We start from the raw sequence: 15,499 nt of genomic DNA, 5'->3' as shown, positions 1-15,499 counted from the left end.
GGTAAACAGGTAGAAAAGTAAACGCCTTGGTTTAAGAAAGCCAAGGCGCTTATTCTTGCCCCTATACAGTAAGATTTATAACATCAACGAATTAGGAAGTCAGAACGGGCTCATTATCGCTTGGGGACAACGTGCTGATCACTGAATGTCCCAATACATAATATGTTGAGGCCCCGCAGCCCCACCCAGGTATTGCTCTCCTGTTTCATGAAAGCCTGCCTTTTGGTAACAGGTGTGAGCCGCAGGGTTCTTGGCGTTCACCGTCAGGTAGATTCGGGGATAATTCGCATAGTTTTCTTTTAGGTAGGGAAACAGCGCTTTTACCGCCAACGTTCCAACCCCTCTACCCTGCTGGTTGGCGTCAATGAGAAATGTGCGTAAGCCTATGCTGCCAACCGTACAAAAATCATAGCTCTCGGCGTAGGCTATATCGATTTTAAAGCACCCGACCACCTGATCATTGTGTTTAATCACATGCAGATGCGTCGCCGCACCGCTATCAGCGAGAAACTCTTGAGCGGTGCCCACAAATTTCAACTGATCATCGCGCACCGTGACGCTGCGCACTTCAGTCACATCCGGTGCATCAAGTTTTTCCAGCTTGATCATTTAGCGCTCGTTTCTCTAGGCTGGCAGGATCCACAACTGGATTCCTGCATTTGCACTTACCTTGGTTTATAAGCCACTGCCAGCATACTTTATTTTCTTATAAAGCATACCTATAGAACCCACTCCCACAATCAAATATACACTCAGCGCGATAACAATTAATGAGCCATAGGCGATAAACCCTACCGACATATATTGGCTGAACACAATGCCCATATGCTGGATAAATAGATAAACGCCAATTAAGAAGCTGCCTGCTCGCACCAAGCCTGTCTCGCTCAGCGTTACACCGGACTCAGGGTCAGTACCACCATGGATTTTTTTCGCCAATGCACTGGCAAAAAACCACAGTAAAAGGCCTGCTCCCATCGGCATTAACACGCCTGCCACCATGAAAGGCACCCATTCATCGACTAGCTCAGCCGAACCAGGACTGAATAGTATCGGCAACACTGCTAACAATGGATTAAGCACAAGGTAAATTGCCAATATACGTATCAGTAGAATTGAGAAGGGTCTCATTAGCTATCCTTAACGCGGTGGTGCTGGGCTAGAAGCTGGCTGGTTAAGCATCACGGTTGAGCCTCATCCGGTATCAGCGCCAGCAAGTCGGTAACCTCAATATCTAAACCGGCTTGGGAGAGCAGCGTGGTTACCTGCCCGCGGTGGTGGGTTTGGTGATTGAAGAAGTGAAAAAGCAGGCTTGAGAAACTGTGGATGGCCGGAACCCCTTTTGTATTGTGGTAACTCAATACGGTCTCTAGGTCCTCATCTGTCAGTGCTGCGACCCAATTGATAATCACGCTATCCAACCATTGACGATGCGCTTTTAGCCCCTCCAAGTCATCAAACATCACTTGATCAAGGCGCTCTGGCATCGGCAGCGCAACCATGACTGCAAGCGTTGCAGTGGAAGATGGATGGGTGGCAAAACGCTTAAGCCAAATAGTGTCAGCCACAACAATATGGTTCAGCGTGCCATAAATAGAGCCGAAATAAGCGCCTTTATCTGCCATAAGCTCAGCTGAATTTAGCTTGCTAGCGGCATCGTATACCTGGGCGTTCATCCACTCGTTATAAGTGGCCATTAGCTTTAAGTGTTGTTGAATTTTCATGAGTGCAAAGACCTTTCCATGTCAAAAACAGCATTCCTGTCAAACGCTTAGATAACGTCGTTATCGCCCCCCAGCGACATCAATAAACGACCCGGTAACGTATGAAGCTTCATCCGAAAGCAACCAAGCAATGGTATTTGCCACTTCCTCTGCGGTACCACCACGTTGCATGGGAATTTGCGGTGCTAAACGGTCTACTCGACCAGGCTCACCACCATCGGCATGCATATCAGTATAGATAAAACCGGGACGAACCGCGTTAATACGAATCCCCGCAGCGGCCACTTCGCGCGACAACCCTTTGGTCAGGGTATCCATAGCCCCTTTTGATGCGGCGTAATCCACATACTCAAACGGCGAGCCTGTTTGGGAGGCAAGCGATGAAACATTAACGATGGCGCCACCTGATGTGAAGCGTCTAACAGCTTCTCTCGAACAAAGAAAACAGCTAACCACATTGCTATTAAGTACATGGTTGAAACGCTCAAGCTCGATATCAACCAGTTTAGATTGAGTGAACAGAACGCCTGCATTGTTAACCAAATGTGTCACATTGCCAAAGTGCGCTTCTGTTGCATCAAATAGACGGACCACCTCAGTTTCACTGCTAACATCCGCTTGGTGAGCAAACGCTCGGCCGCCAGCACGATTAATACAATCAACCACCTCATCCGCCCGTGCGCTATTAGCAATATAGTTGACGCACACTGCATAGCCTTTAGCCGCCAGCAATTTTGCAGTCGCAGCACCGATACCCCGGCCACCCCCAGTCACAATCACCACTTTCGACATAATCCCCCCTTTGATGCTTTTGGTCACAAACCTACCATCAGATTAACCCTGTGGCCGTTACTTGGATAGCTTCCCTTTTACCATCCATCAGGCGTTGCCACCGACGCACTATTGATTTCTTTCACTCACACAACTACTGTATATAAAATCATGCAAAAAAAAGAGGTGGATCTATGGCATCTCTTAGCCAACCAGACCAACCAACGGTCTATAAGGGCCGCGGAGCTACTTACGATCCGCATAACCGTTTTGCGCCTACCCGCAGCGAGACGGAAGACGACGGTTGGTGGCGGGAGAAAACATCCACCACGATCGCCACAGAAGTACGCGAAGAAGTAAGCAAAAGCGCTCTTTCCTGGAACAAGTCGCCAGATTTACCTTTTGACCGCTCACTGAATCCTTATCGCGGCTGTGAGCATGGCTGCGTTTACTGCTATGCACGGCCTTCACACGCCTATTGGGATTTATCGCCGGGGTTAGATTTTGAAACTAAGCTAATCGCTCGTAGCGGTTTAGTTGAGCGGTTAACGGAAGAACTGTGCCATCCGAACTATATCTGTAGGCCGATTAATCTGTCTGGTAATACCGACTGCTATCAACCGCTTGAAGCTAAACACCAAACCACTCGACAAATACTTGATCTACTGCTGGCATGCCGTCATCCCGTTACGATTGTGACTAAAAGTACCCTGGTGCTGCGGGACTTAGAGCTGCTATCCGAAATGGCCGAGCACCGTTTGGTCCGCGTATTTGTGAGCTTAACCAGCCTGGATGCTAATCTAAAACGCACCTTAGAGCCACGGGCGGCATCGCCTCAGGCGCGCTTACGGGCGATTCGCGAACTGAACACGGCGGGCATTCCGGTGGGCACGCTGATTTCGCCAGTGATCCCCGGACTAACCGATCATGAAATCGAAAAGCTTTTGGAAGCGGCCAGCCGCGCGGGCGCCCGCACCGCTGCTTGGATGCTGCTGCGCTTACCTTATGAAGTCGCGCCGCTATTTGAAGCCTGGCTAGAAGCGCACTACCCAGAGCGCGCCGCTAAAGTGATGAGCCTAATGCGCCAGTGCCGCGGCGGTAAAGCTTATGATGCCAAGTTTGGAAAGCGCTTTCGCGGTGAAGGGGTATTTGCGGATTTGATTGCACAACGTTTCGCCCGTGCCAGCCGCCAATGGAACATGCAGGATCGCACCGAGCAGGGCTTAAATACGCGAGATTTTAGACCACCGCGGGCACAAGGGGATTTATTCATTTAAGCTAACAGAAACGTTAATAAGTTCGCTGCCAAGGAAGCCCAATGCCCGATCTTAGCAAAACCAAATCAAGCTTTTATCGCCGCTTATATGTAGCGCATTTGATTGAGCAAGGGGTGGCTAGCGTACCCATGCTGATGGAAGCCACCGGCATGCCGAGGCGAACCGCACAAGACACGATTGCCTCTCTAGCTGAGCTGGATATCGAGTGTGTATTTATGAAAGACGAGGGCGAGCGCCATAATATTGGCCGCTACCAAATTCGTGACTGGGGCGCGATAGATCCCCACTGGGTGGCCCAACATGCTGAGCGGCTTAAACAAGCACTTGGCTATTCATGACAAGTGAGAGTAAACCGGTCGTTTAAGCCTCATCATGCGGATCTGCCCAGGCCAGACGTGCGGCGTTAAGAGTCACCGTCAACGAACTAGCCGCCATGGCTAGAACGGCGACTAGCGGTGGTATCGCCATGATTATCACCAGCCCCAACGCCAAAGTGTTATAGAGCGCCGAAAAGAACAGATTTTGAACCATCACGCGCCGGGTGCGCTTGGCAACGCTAAGTAGCTTCACAACACCGCCAATCCCCGGCTTCATTAGCTGCGCCGAAGCCCCTTCTCGGGCGGCCTCGCTAGCGCTTAATGGTGCGATACCCACATCGGCCGCCGCCAGACTCAAGGTGTCATTTAAACCATCTCCCACGTATAGCGTTGGCGATGGCAGCCCTTGCAATAGTCGCGCTTTAGCTTCAGGTGAGCGCTGAGCGTAGCAAGCTTCCCGGGCTAACCCAACCCGTTCGCCTAACCAACTCACCGCACCCTGTCGGTCACCGCTGATCATCGCCACCACATAACCTGAAGCGATAAGGCGTTTGACACTAGACTCAGCATCGCTCACCGGTTGATCGGTGAGATAGAGCGTCGCTAACCAGCCCGCCTCATCGGCTACCATTACTTGAGAAGCAAAAGCCAGAGTGACGTCTTCCGCCTCGGGAGGAAGCGCAATGCACTGACTAGCAAGCCACTTAGCGCTACCTAGGGTTAACCATTCACCGCTACTTAATCGTACACGGCGCCCTTCCCCTGGCGATTCGTTTACTTCTATACACTGCTCGGGATGCTGGCCACGGTGATTATCCGACCAGCGCACTAACGCCTGCGCGAGCGGGTGCTCACTTCCCACAACGGCGACACTGAGCTTGCGTTGTAACGTGGGTAAATCAATTCCCTGCCGCGCCTGCCAGTGAAGCACCGTATGGCTACCGGTGGTTAAGGTACCCGTTTTATCCAGCGCGACCGAGCGAATACGCGCCAAGGTTTCGAGGGCAGCAGGATCTCGCAGTGCAATACCCTGCTGCATGGCTTGCCCACTCCCCGCAAGACTTGCTAGCGGTACTGCAAGCCCCACGGCGCAAGGGCATGCCACAACTAACACCGAAAGTGCGCGCACAAAGGCATCTTCCCACCCCACCCCAAATAACAACGCAGCGGGCAGCGTAACCAGCGCGAGGAGGAGCGCTAAGGGACTTAACCAGGCGGCAAAGCGATCAGCAAGCTTCTGAAGCTCGCCTTTTTTGGCTTGATAACGACGCATTTCATCGCACAGCTTATCCAACCGGCGCTTACCTACCCCCGCGCTTACCTGCATCACTAAGGGTGTGGCGCCGAGATAGCGGCAGCCAGCATATACGGTCTGCCCGGCATTAAAGTGGCGCGGTAAGCTTTCACCGGTCAGTGAGGCGGTGTCGATCCATCCTGGGCCTTCTAGGGTTCCATCAAGGGCCACCAGCTCACCGGGAGCTAGCTCCACGCGCATCCCGGTGTGCACTTCAGCTACAGGTCGTGATATCCAGGCTTCCTCTTGCCAAGCCGTTATGTTCACATCAGGCAGTGCCAGGGCATCCAGTGCTTTTAGCCCACGGTGGCGGCAAAGCGTTTCCACCAGCCGTCCTACCAACAAAAGCACAATCAGCATGACGGCCGTATCGAAATACACTTCAGACGAGTCGCGCCAGAGCAGCCCAAATGAAACGATCACCGCTCCAATAACCCCAAGACTGACCAAAACATCCATACCGGGACGTTTAGCCAGCAGCGTGCGCCATCCGGCACGATAAAAAGGCACACCAGAGAACAGCACCACAGGAAGCGAAAAAGCCCCCGACACCCACGCCACCACTAACTCGACCTGCTCACTAGGCAGTGCACCGGCGTAAATCAGCAATGAAGCCAGCATGGTCCACATGCCAAATAGCGAGCCGACCATCAGCCGAAGCGTTAAATAGCGGCTCTCCTCATCTAATCGCGCATGGGCATCTGCCACCGGCTCGAGTTCAGTCAGCCGGTAGCCCAGGCGTTTTACCTTTGGGGCAAGAGTTGCTAGTTGCGTCACGGCGGCAGTGCCATTGATACAGAGGGTGGCACTTGGATAGTGCACGCTAACATCACGTACACCATCAAGGCGTTTGAGGGAGCCCTCCACGGCTAGAGCGCAACTGGTACACCACATGCCGTGGAGGGTATAGAGCTTTTCTTCCTCGCTGTGAAGCGTCGTGCTTACAGGCAAGGCGGAATGCCGATAATAGGCAACGCTGCGAATAGTACGCCTAGCGTTGAAAACAGATATAGTCCAGCGGAAACTGCTGCATTAAAGCGTAAGCGCCCTTCATGACGTTTTGCTTCGCGGCAACAGCCCAAGGTTAACGCTGCCAATAACGCAATGGATACGATACTAACCAGCAAAAGGATGGCATTAACCAGGGTAAAAACACCCTGCTCGGGGGCAGGCGGTGCCACAGCACAGGCCACCGCATGCCCACCATAAACAGCGACAAACCAGACACACCAAAGGGTTAAGCCAATCACAAAATGCAATGGATGAGTTAAGTGCAAACGCTGCATAGTCGACGTCATCAGCTTAGCTCCCTATTACGCGTGGCAGTACTGCAAGCGCGCCCACCAGTATCCAGAATGTCACTACGTTATAACGCCACAGCTGGGCAACCACCGCGGGCTCGAAGGGTGCATGAGCGCCCACATAGCCATAACCGACCCGCAAGCCCTGCATTAAGGTAAGAATGGCACCCAAACCACCATGGAAAAGAGCATATATCAGCCCGACCATCATGATTGCATCATGCGCTGTTTCCGTCACCGCCAAGTCTGCACTCAGCAACACCCACAGCGTAATCGCTACCTGTACAAAGCCCAGGGCACTAATGGTGTACATGCCAATCGCTAACCCAGCGTCGCGTTTTTGGCGCAAGCCGCGCACACATTTTTCCAATAACCCGGCGCCGAAGGTGAGTGCCACACCCGCTACGATAAGGGCAATCAGTGACAGCGGCGAGGTCTCGGGCATACGCCACTCGGGTGACACCGTCCACAGGTAGAACCAGCCAAATAGGTAAGACATAAAAAATGAGCCATTGGCGAGCATCGTGATCGACATCGCCCATAAACCAGGGCCATCCATCGTCCGCGAATGCAACGGCGGGTCACCTGCTGTCACGCGTGCATCGGGTGCGGCTTTAGGATGCGCACCATTTTCCCAGGACCAGCGCAGCAGAAATATCCCCGCCACAATGACTGCAACACCCGCCAGCAGATAGACTCGCGTCAATAGGCTTATACACACCACTGCCAGCGCCATTGCAGCAAACAGCGGCCACCAGGAGTTGCCTGGCAGGTGAATAATCTCGCGTATTTTGCCGGTGATGGGGTCAGTGCCCCACATTTCACGTCGGCCATTCGTCGCCACTGAAAGGCTATGTTCGCCTTCCGCCATGGCGCGCGGTAGATCTGGGTTATCCCATAATGGGTGCCGGGTATCTACTTTGGGCAGGCTGACAAAGTTATAGGCACTCGGCGGCATGCTGTTGGCCCACTCAAGTGTATCGGCATTCCAGGGGTTATGCTTGGCGGGCTTGCCAAACCGGAAGTGCAGCGCAATATCCAGCAGCACCATGGCAATACCCGCCGACATGACAAAGCCACCCACTGACGATATCAAGTTGAAAATATCCCAACCGGTGCCCTCTTCGTAGGAGTAGATACGCCGTGGCATACCCAGCAGGCCGGTCCAGTGCATGATCAAGAAAGTGGTATTAAAGCCGATAAAGGTGAGCCAAAAGCCCCATTTGCCGATGGTTTCGGAAGGCATACGCCCTGAAAACAACGGCAGCCAGTAGTACAGCCCAGCCATCAGCGGGAAGAACATGCCGCCCACCAATACATAGTGCATATGCGCCACCACAAAGTGGGTGTCGTGCACCTGCCAATTAAACGGCACCAGTGCCAGCATAACGCCGGTCAAGCCGCCACACACGAAGATCACCAAGAAGCCTACGATCCACAACATCGGTAACTTCATTTTGGGCTTGCCTAACCATAGCGTAGCCAGCCAGACAAATACCTGAATGGCCGTAGGCACCGCCACCAACATACTGGCTGCCGAAAAGAACGCTTGGGCCAGTTGCGGTATGCCCACGGTAAACATGTGGTGAACCCATAGCCCAAAGCTAATAAAGCCCGTCACGATAATGGCAAAAACAACCCAGCCATAACCGACAATCGGCCTACCAGCAAACACCGGAATTAGCGTGGAGACGATACCCGCTGCCGGTAAGAAAATGATGTAAACCTCAGGATGGCCAAACAGCCAGAATAGGTGCTGCCATAGGATCGGGTCACCGCCACCGGCAATTTCAAAAAACGGCATACCTACCGCGCGCTCAAGCTCAAGCAGGATGCTGCCCAAAATTAACGGCGGAAAACCCACTACGATCATCAGTGCCATCGCAAGGATATACCACGCAAACAGCGGCATTTTGTGCAACGCCATGCCCTGAGTACGCGTGCGCAGTATCGAAACGACCAGCTCTACCCCGGCAGAAAGCGCCGAAATTTCAACGAAGGTGATACCTAATAACCAAAAGTCTGAGCCTAGACCAGGTGCGTACTCGCTACTACTCAGCGGCGTGTACATAAACCACCCGCTGTCTGGCGCCATTTCGATGACCAGGCTAAACGTCAGGATGATGCCGCCAAACAGATAGCACCAGTACCCCAGCGATGTCAGCCTGGGGCAGACCAGATCCCGGGCACCGATCATCTTGGGAATCATATAAATAGCTAACCCTTCGAGCATTGGGATAGCAAACAGGAACATCATCACCGTGCCGTGCATGGTGGTGACTTGGTTATAAATATCCGGCGACATAAAGTCTTGACCGGGCAGCGCCAGCTGGGTGCGCACCAGCATGGCGAGAATGCCACCAATCAAGAAAAACACCATGCCGGTGATCATAAACCGCAGACCAAGGGTGGTGTGGTTAACGATGGTAAGTGCTTTTAACCCCCGCGGGTTGCCCCAGATTTCATGCAGATCTTCGTGCAACCCCTGAGGATTTTTGGGATTTTGCGGGTCTTGGGGCGCTGCTTGGCGATTAATCGTCGTCATGGGGTCAAGGTCTCCAGCCAAGCACCCAGGGACTCCAAGGTGGCAGATTCAATATCATCGTGTGGGGGCATTTTATTGCTGGGTTTAAGCGTTTGATGATTATTAAGCCAATGATTAACCGCGCCTGCTTCCATGGCTAATACCCCGGCACCCAGGCTTGTGCGGCTACCGAGATCGGAAAGATCTGGCCCCACTTCACCAGACGATACTCCCGCTACCCGGTGGCAGCTTGCGCAATGGGTCATAAATGCCTCCCTGGCAGGTTCATGCTGTGGGTCATTAACGGCCAATGCCGCCAACTGATCCGTTTGTCGCTCAGCTAGCCAAGCGTCGTACTCTTCGCGCTCAACCGCCTCTACGTAAAGGTGCATATGGGCGTGACCCACGCCACAAAACTCGGCGCACTGGGCGCCAAATACCGCAGGTTCATCCGCTTCTAAACGAATTCGATTCACCCGACCAGGGATCATATCGATCTTGCCGCCCAGCCTCGGCACCCAGAAAGCGTGAATGACATCGGCACCGGAGACATGAAAGTCGACCGGCTCGCCAGCAGGCATGATCAGTTGATTGGAAGTGACGACTTCTCCTCCTTCTGCCCCTGGATAGCGAACTTCCCACCACCACTGGTGGCCGATAACCTCGATGACTTCCGGCGGCTCACTCAGCGGTAGTGGCAACATGCGTTGCCCAACCGGAACACCGAAAGCTAATAGTGCGGTAATACTGGCGACGGGAAGCAAAATACCGCCCCCAAGAATCCAGCGACGTGCGATACGCCGCTCTTCAACTGGTGTGCGTATAACATGCTTGCGTTTGAACGCATATAGCCATAGCGCAGTGACGGCAATCAGAACGACCGTGCCAAAGGCCAGCATGATCCACCAGATCAACACCACGTCACGTGCAGCTGGTCCAGCAGGGTCTAAAATGGACCTGTCACCCGCGCAACCTGTCAAAAAAAGCGTAGTGAAAACAGTCAATACTACTGCAAGTTGGTTGACCCGCTGGCGGGTTAAGCGTTGAATACTCAGCGGGGCAGCATCTTGCTTGTCTCGTTCCCTCATTCCTTGATTCCCTTTTTCTGCCCACAGGAAGTGACCATGGCAAAATCTCCCCAACGCTCGATTAAAAGCCGCGCGTCCCTCGCTGGCCACCCGCTGCACCCAGTGATGATTCATTTCCCCGTTGCGGCCTTGATGGCCTTGGTGGCAAGCGATTTGGCTTTTTGGTACACCAGTGATCCGTTCTGGACCCGTACCGGTCTGTGGCTCGCGGGCGTAGGTGCATTTGGCGGCTGGATCGCAAGCGTTGCCGGTATTATTGACTTGGTAACAGTGAAGCGTATTCGTCGTTTGATTACCGGCTGGAGCCACGCCATCGTTGCCGTTGTGATGCTCTCTCTGGCCTCGTTTAACTGGCTGCTGCGCCTCAACGACCCCAGCGCTATTATGCCCTGGGGTTTGACTGTCTCGCTGATTACAGGCGGCCTGATTGCGCTGGCGGGCTGGCTCGGTGGCCAGTTGGTTTATGAACACGCCGTGGGTGTTGATGTTGACGACTGACGCATTGGAAGGCCTCGCTACATTCGATGACATTGCCACTAACTCCAGTCCAATGGCTTCGCCAGCACGAAGGTGAGCACTGCAATAATACCTGCCAACGCAACGAACAGCGCTACCCAGTTGGCGGGTTTAACCCATCGGTAGTGGCCTTGCTCTAAACGCAAAATGAGCCAGCCGAAGCTACCATGAGCGGCCACCATGGCGACCACGGCCACCAGTTTAAAAATCAACCAGCCACCCAGCAAACCGTGGAGCAAAAACAGCAGTGTTCCGGAGGCAATCGCGGCCAGCGCTGCTGGGGTAGCGATGGAATTATAAAAAAAACGCGGCATGGGTGGTGTGCCCTGAGCAAAGCCAGAGTCTTTACGAAGCTGCAGCGCCTGACTCAGTAAGGCAGGAAGATAAAGCAGCGAAGCGCACCAAATCACTAGCGCGGCAATGTGAAGCAGTTTAAGCCAGGGCATTGAAGCTTCCTTGCGTAGCATAAGGCGGGATCGGTTTACCCCGTAACCTTAGCCAAATCGCCGCGCTGTGGCTAGCCCGTTTTAACTTATCTGTATCTCGTAACCCGTGAATTTACGAAGGTTAATCACCCCGTTATCAAGGATCAAATACTGCCCTTTGATGCCCTGCAGCACGCCCTCTACCAGCGGCTGCTTATCAAAGTTGTGCGATACCACTTTAGCTGGGAAGACGCTAACCGGGTAATGAAAGTGTTGCGCGGGCGTGTCTACAGCACGAATGGCGTCACTACCATAGGTATCGCGCAGTTGATTCAACCCATCGGCTAGCAGACTCAACAGCCGATCGCGTTCAGCCACTAAATCCATCGTATCCACGTCGCCCTTCAACATGGCACGCCAATTGGTACGGTCGGCCACCTGCTCCTTAAAGAGCATTTCGACAAATCCGGATTGCTGGCGCGTATCGACTTCCAGTATTGGTAACGCCTGAATCGCGCCCTGGTCTAGCCAGCGTGTCGGCATTTGCGTTTTGCGGGTAATGCCGACTTTCAGACCCGACGAATTGGCCAAATAGACCACATGAGGCTGAAAGCAGTGTCGCTCACCCCACTCAGGCTCCCGGCAAGTACCCTGGAAAAAATGGCAGGTTTCCGGCTTCATAATGCAGGTATCGCACTGGGCTAACCGCTTAAAGCAGGGATAACAATGGCCTTGGGCAAAGCTTTTTTTAGTCGCCCGCCCACAATGGGTGCAGGCAATCGCGCCGCTCCAACGCAGGCTAAGCGGCTCACCAATGCGCTCATTCAGCGCCAGCCGGTGTTCACCTGCACGTAAATGATAAACCACATGCTCTTCATGACGGCTGGGTAGTGCTGCTGCCATTTTGCTTAAACAGCCCTGTACTGAAAAACCCGGTGCTGCCACTTCAATCACGCGAGGCATCCCGTGCCAAAACGGCCATTTCAGGCGATACGCCTGCGCCAGTAGCGGCCGCCCCGCAGGTACGCTGCTCTAAATAGCCTACGCGGTTCTCCTCCGGCACGTTATTTTCTGCTTCATAGCGCATCACGGCTTCCAGGCACAGCTCTGTCTGCTCAGGCGTTAAGCGACGGCCATCGGGCCATTTACGCAGCGCAACGGCCTGTTTAAGACTCTCGTAAATCGCTGGAGTCATTTGGTTGATCATTTTCTCAAACGTCATTTCGCTCATTGCAGGCCTCTTAACGATTTTTCAAACGGCGGGATGAATAATACCAGCCTGTGACAAGCCCCACGAGTAGCCCGCCCAAATGCGCTTCATTAGCGACATTGCCAAACCCTACACTGCCCGCAATGCCCGTCATGGTGAACACCATCCAGCCCAACATAAATACCACTAACATTTGTGGCACAAAGAAACCGCTTTGTGGCACCCGCCGCGACATTAGCCAAACATGCGCCAATAAGGCATACACCACCCCAGACATACCGCCAAACAATACGGTGCCAGTCATATACTGCGCTATATTCGCACCAATGCCCGCCACAATAAGCAGCAACAGCATGGTACGACTGCCCTGCAGTGCCTCAATCTGGCGACCGAAATACCATACCCACATCAAATTAAAAATCAGATGCATCCAGCCAAAATGCAGAAAAGCAGGCGATAGCACGCGCCATATTTGGCCCGATGCTAGCGTTTGAGACAGCGTGCCGAACACCAACTCACCACCGGCAATGCCTATCGGCACAATGGTTAGGCTAACAATCAATTGGTCGCCAAAAATCCCGATCAGTGCAAATACCACTAAGCTAATCACAATCATCAGTGCTGTAACGGGCACTTTGCGAAGGGATATGAGCGACGTATTTATACTTTGCGAGCGTTGCTTAGCCGTTTGATTGAGCACTAATGGCTCACCACGTTTCCAGCGCTCTACCAGGGCATTCAATTCATCCTGCTGCCGGGGATCTGCGATCCATAATAATTGCCCATCTTGCTCATCGGTAATGCGGTGACCAATGCGATGCTGCCAAAGCGCTTGGCGCAGTTCGCTTGTATCCGCGTGATCCGGTAGAAGCATCACTGGATGCATATCATCTCTCTAATCAAAGCGCTGGCGGCACGCTAGCCGCTGCGGGTGGGGTTGATCACATGAAAAAATTGCAAACAAAAAAAACCGGCGGTGAAAACCGCCGGGTAAAAAGCAAGGGATCATTCAAGGGAACACTTACTCTGATAGCCGGCAGCAGGGTTAGTTCAGCTGTTTTGCAAAAATTATGTAACGTTATGTATCACAAAAAACACTATCCTAATCGAAGTCAATTTCCCATGGTTTCGGCAGCGCACGCTCCTCTTTCGGAACCTTAATCCAGACAAAGTGATCGGCGTTTAATGCCGTCTCTCCACTCCATCGATAAGCCACCAAACGACCATACTTAACGGCACTATAGTCCAGACAAGCGATATTACTGGCAGGTAGTGCGGGAATGCCTTCGCACCAGTAGTGACCAATAAACAGCGGGGGCTGCTCGGGCCCGTAGTAACTTAATTTCTGCCGTTCTTGACTGGTCAGTTCACGTGTTTCTAAATCTCCCGGCAGGTTATCGGGCTGAAAAACCACATCGCCCCACTGCTCCGGCGCCTCCGCCCAAAAGTGGGCGCGAAAACTTTGCCGCGTAAAGCCATCGCCAGAGTGTATCGCGACTCCCTTCGGCAGCGAGACGTGAGGGCCGCGGGTGAGTCGATCTAAAATTCGAAATGCCTGGGTTGAGGCGTCTGTCGATTCGACCAAAAACTGCGCGTCCATACAACAATCCGGGTGACGTTGCTTTAGCTCGTTAATCAGATTTCCATCCCAACAGGCATGCACCACGCGAATACCATCTAGTTCCAAACAAAGCGGAATGGTTTTGAACCAAGCAAGCGTATCTTCCCACTCGTTAGTGTAATCACGGTACTGTTCCAGAGTATCCTGAATAATCCGGTTATGACGTGGCGTATGCTCTCGCAGCCAGCGTTTGTGGCTACCTGCAGGCGCGGGGTGAGTATACGCCAGGGCGTTGTACTCATGATTTCCCATCACGATATACGCCTCTCCTTGCTCGACCATTCGGCGGGCGATGGTCACCGCTAAGCGGATACGTGGCCCGCGATCGATCAGGTCACCGAGAAAAATTACTTTGCGGCGTGGATGACAGTACACGCCAGCGCGCTGATGATAGCCCAGCTTTTCGAGTAATGAAGCCAGCGTTGCGCCGCAGCCGTGTACATCACCAATTAGGTCGTACCCCTCCATACTCAATCCCCCAACCGATGGCTCCAGCCTAACTTGCTGCGCAGTACTTCATAGAAATTATGACCAATCGGGTGCACCAGTTGGACGCGCTCAGGCTTACGGGTAATCACTAGCACATCGTTAGGCTTTGCCACCGCCCGGGTTTGGCCATCACAGCTAATATGCGGATAGGACTGATTGGTTTCGCCGATATGAATGCGTATCTCGCTGGCGGCATCAATGACAATGGGTCGGCTTGATAGCGTGTGGGGAAACATTGGCACCAGCGTCACTACATCCAGCTTGGGATGCATAATGGGCCCGCCCCCAGAGAGCGCATAGGCCGTGGAACCGGTGGGCGTGGCCACAATCAAGCCATCGCTGCGCTGGCTATACACAAATTGACCATCAATAAACAGCTCAAACTCAATCATGCGCACCGCTTTACCTGGGTGCAGTACCACTTCATTTAAGGCCTCGCCATTGCCCACTGCAACGCCATTGCGATAAAGCACGGCATCGAGCAAGAAGCGTTGCTCAACCTCAAACTCCCCCGCCAAGACTTCCCCTACGCGAGTTTCAAGCTCATCCGGAGAAATATCGGTTAAAAAGCCGAGCCGGCCACGGTTAACGCCTAGAATTAATGTTCCGCTTCGGCATAGGGCGCGTGCGGCTCCTAATAAGCTGCCATCGCCACCCACTACAATGACCAAATCACACAGCTCACCTAGCATTCGGCGACTTGCTTCCGGCTGGCCATGATGCGGCAAAGCCGTGGCGGTACGATCCTCTACCAACACTTTGTAATCATGCGCGACAAGATAGGTCACTAGTCGCTGAAGGGAATCGACCACTTTTTCGCTACCCAAGCGGCCAATCAGACCAATCGTTTTAAAAGGTGTGCCTGATCGGCCGTTTGAAGACGGCATGGATAGTGATTGTAAGGTGTTACACATGGGCCGACTCTCGCTAGCATAAGCCACC

The 15,499-nt window shown here is 53.2% G+C and carries 17 protein-coding genes; 3 read left to right on the top strand and 14 right to left on the bottom strand.

Going from position 1 to position 15,499, the window contains the following annotated elements; translation table 11 throughout:
• Window positions 1-138: 138 nt before the first annotated feature.
• The 4 genes from ACQKE4_RS09250 to ACQKE4_RS09235 all read right to left on the bottom strand — a co-directional run bounded on the left by ACQKE4_RS09250 (window position 139) and on the right by ACQKE4_RS09235 (window position 2,516).
• On the bottom strand, window positions 139-609 hold the full coding sequence (locus ACQKE4_RS09250) for a GNAT family N-acetyltransferase (protein WP_427388011.1): 471 nt from the start codon (window positions 607-609) through the stop codon (window positions 139-141).
• 66 nt (window positions 610-675) lie between these two features.
• A complete protein-coding gene (locus ACQKE4_RS09245) occupies window positions 676-1,131 on the bottom strand; it encodes a hypothetical protein (protein ID WP_427388009.1) in 456 nt (151 codons plus the stop codon).
• 50 nt (window positions 1,132-1,181) lie between these two features.
• Window positions 1,182-1,724 carry a DinB family protein gene (locus ACQKE4_RS09240; RefSeq protein WP_427388008.1) on the bottom strand — a complete coding sequence of 181 codons (543 nt, stop codon included), beginning with the start codon at window positions 1,722-1,724 and terminating at the stop codon, window positions 1,182-1,184.
• Between the two features lie 60 nt (window positions 1,725-1,784).
• Window positions 1,785-2,516, bottom strand: a complete 732-nt coding sequence (locus tag ACQKE4_RS09235) for an SDR family oxidoreductase (RefSeq protein ID WP_427388007.1) — start codon at window positions 2,514-2,516, stop codon at window positions 1,785-1,787.
• A 173-nt stretch (window positions 2,517-2,689) separates the two neighbouring features.
• Between ACQKE4_RS09235 and ACQKE4_RS09230 the strand changes: the two genes are divergently transcribed.
• Window positions 2,690-3,772: a PA0069 family radical SAM protein gene (locus tag ACQKE4_RS09230; RefSeq protein ID WP_427388005.1), complete on the top strand. Its 1,083-nt coding sequence runs from the start codon at window positions 2,690-2,692 to the stop codon at window positions 3,770-3,772.
• A gap of 41 nt (window positions 3,773-3,813) precedes the next feature.
• Window positions 3,814-4,110, top strand: coding sequence for a winged helix-turn-helix domain-containing protein (locus tag ACQKE4_RS09225; RefSeq protein ID WP_427388004.1), 297 nt, complete (start codon window positions 3,814-3,816; stop codon window positions 4,108-4,110).
• Window positions 4,111-4,132: 22 nt separating this feature from the next.
• Here the strand turns inward: ACQKE4_RS09225 and ACQKE4_RS09220 are convergent, their stop codons facing one another.
• From ACQKE4_RS09220 to coxB, 4 genes are read right to left on the bottom strand one after another with little or no spacing between them, the layout of a single operon-like run.
• Entirely contained in the window at window positions 4,133-6,277 is a 2,145-nt protein-coding gene (locus ACQKE4_RS09220; protein WP_427388066.1) for a heavy metal translocating P-type ATPase, read from the bottom strand.
• A gap of 47 nt (window positions 6,278-6,324) precedes the next feature.
• Window positions 6,325-6,681, bottom strand: a complete 357-nt coding sequence (locus ACQKE4_RS09215) for a hypothetical protein (RefSeq protein ID WP_427388003.1) — start codon at window positions 6,679-6,681, stop codon at window positions 6,325-6,327.
• 4 nt (window positions 6,682-6,685) lie between these two features.
• The gene (ctaD, locus tag ACQKE4_RS09210) at window positions 6,686-9,229 is read right to left on the bottom strand and encodes a cytochrome c oxidase subunit I (protein WP_427388002.1); all 2,544 of its coding nucleotides are present in this window, start codon (window positions 9,227-9,229) and stop codon (window positions 6,686-6,688) included.
• Window positions 9,226-10,296 carry a cytochrome c oxidase subunit II gene (coxB, locus tag ACQKE4_RS09205; protein ID WP_427388001.1) on the bottom strand — a complete coding sequence of 357 codons (1,071 nt, stop codon included), beginning with the start codon at window positions 10,294-10,296 and terminating at the stop codon, window positions 9,226-9,228. Before coxB ends, ctaD begins: the two co-directional genes overlap by 4 nt.
• A gap of 36 nt (window positions 10,297-10,332) precedes the next feature.
• On the opposite strand from coxB, the gene ACQKE4_RS09200 reads away from it, so the two are divergent.
• On the top strand, window positions 10,333-10,794 hold the full coding sequence (locus ACQKE4_RS09200) for a DUF2231 domain-containing protein (protein ID WP_427388000.1): 462 nt from the start codon (window positions 10,333-10,335) through the stop codon (window positions 10,792-10,794).
• Window positions 10,795-10,832: 38 nt separating this feature from the next.
• Here the strand turns inward: ACQKE4_RS09200 and ACQKE4_RS09195 are convergent, their stop codons facing one another.
• The 6 genes from ACQKE4_RS09195 to ACQKE4_RS09170 form a co-directional block, all read right to left on the bottom strand.
• Window positions 10,833-11,258 (bottom strand): CopD family protein, encoded by a 426-nt coding sequence (locus ACQKE4_RS09195; RefSeq protein WP_427387998.1) that lies wholly within the window; start codon window positions 11,256-11,258, stop codon window positions 10,833-10,835.
• Between the two features lie 81 nt (window positions 11,259-11,339).
• Complete coding sequence (locus ACQKE4_RS09190; protein ID WP_427387997.1) at window positions 11,340-12,200, bottom strand: DUF2797 domain-containing protein; 861 nt, start codon at window positions 12,198-12,200, stop codon at window positions 11,340-11,342.
• Window positions 12,184-12,468: a YeaC family protein gene (locus ACQKE4_RS09185; RefSeq protein ID WP_427387995.1), complete on the bottom strand. Its 285-nt coding sequence runs from the start codon at window positions 12,466-12,468 to the stop codon at window positions 12,184-12,186. The genes ACQKE4_RS09190 and ACQKE4_RS09185 overlap by 17 nt, the downstream gene beginning before the upstream one ends.
• A 10-nt stretch (window positions 12,469-12,478) precedes the next feature.
• Window positions 12,479-13,333 carry a rhomboid family intramembrane serine protease gene (locus ACQKE4_RS09180; protein WP_427387993.1) on the bottom strand — a complete coding sequence of 285 codons (855 nt, stop codon included), beginning with the start codon at window positions 13,331-13,333 and terminating at the stop codon, window positions 12,479-12,481.
• A gap of 216 nt (window positions 13,334-13,549) precedes the next feature.
• On the bottom strand, window positions 13,550-14,536 hold the full coding sequence (locus ACQKE4_RS09175) for a metallophosphoesterase (protein WP_427387992.1): 987 nt from the start codon (window positions 14,534-14,536) through the stop codon (window positions 13,550-13,552).
• Between the two features lie 2 nt (window positions 14,537-14,538).
• Window positions 14,539-15,471, bottom strand: a complete 933-nt coding sequence (locus tag ACQKE4_RS09170; RefSeq protein WP_427387990.1) for an NAD(+) kinase — start codon at window positions 15,469-15,471, stop codon at window positions 14,539-14,541.
• Between the last annotated feature and the right edge of the window lie 28 nt (window positions 15,472-15,499).

The sequence above is a fragment of the Halomonas sp. NPDC076908 genome (genome assembly GCF_050269715.1).
In the GTDB taxonomy this organism is placed as follows: domain Bacteria; phylum Pseudomonadota; class Gammaproteobacteria; order Pseudomonadales; family Halomonadaceae; genus Vreelandella.
This window is presented reverse-complemented; position numbering and strand designations above follow the sequence as displayed.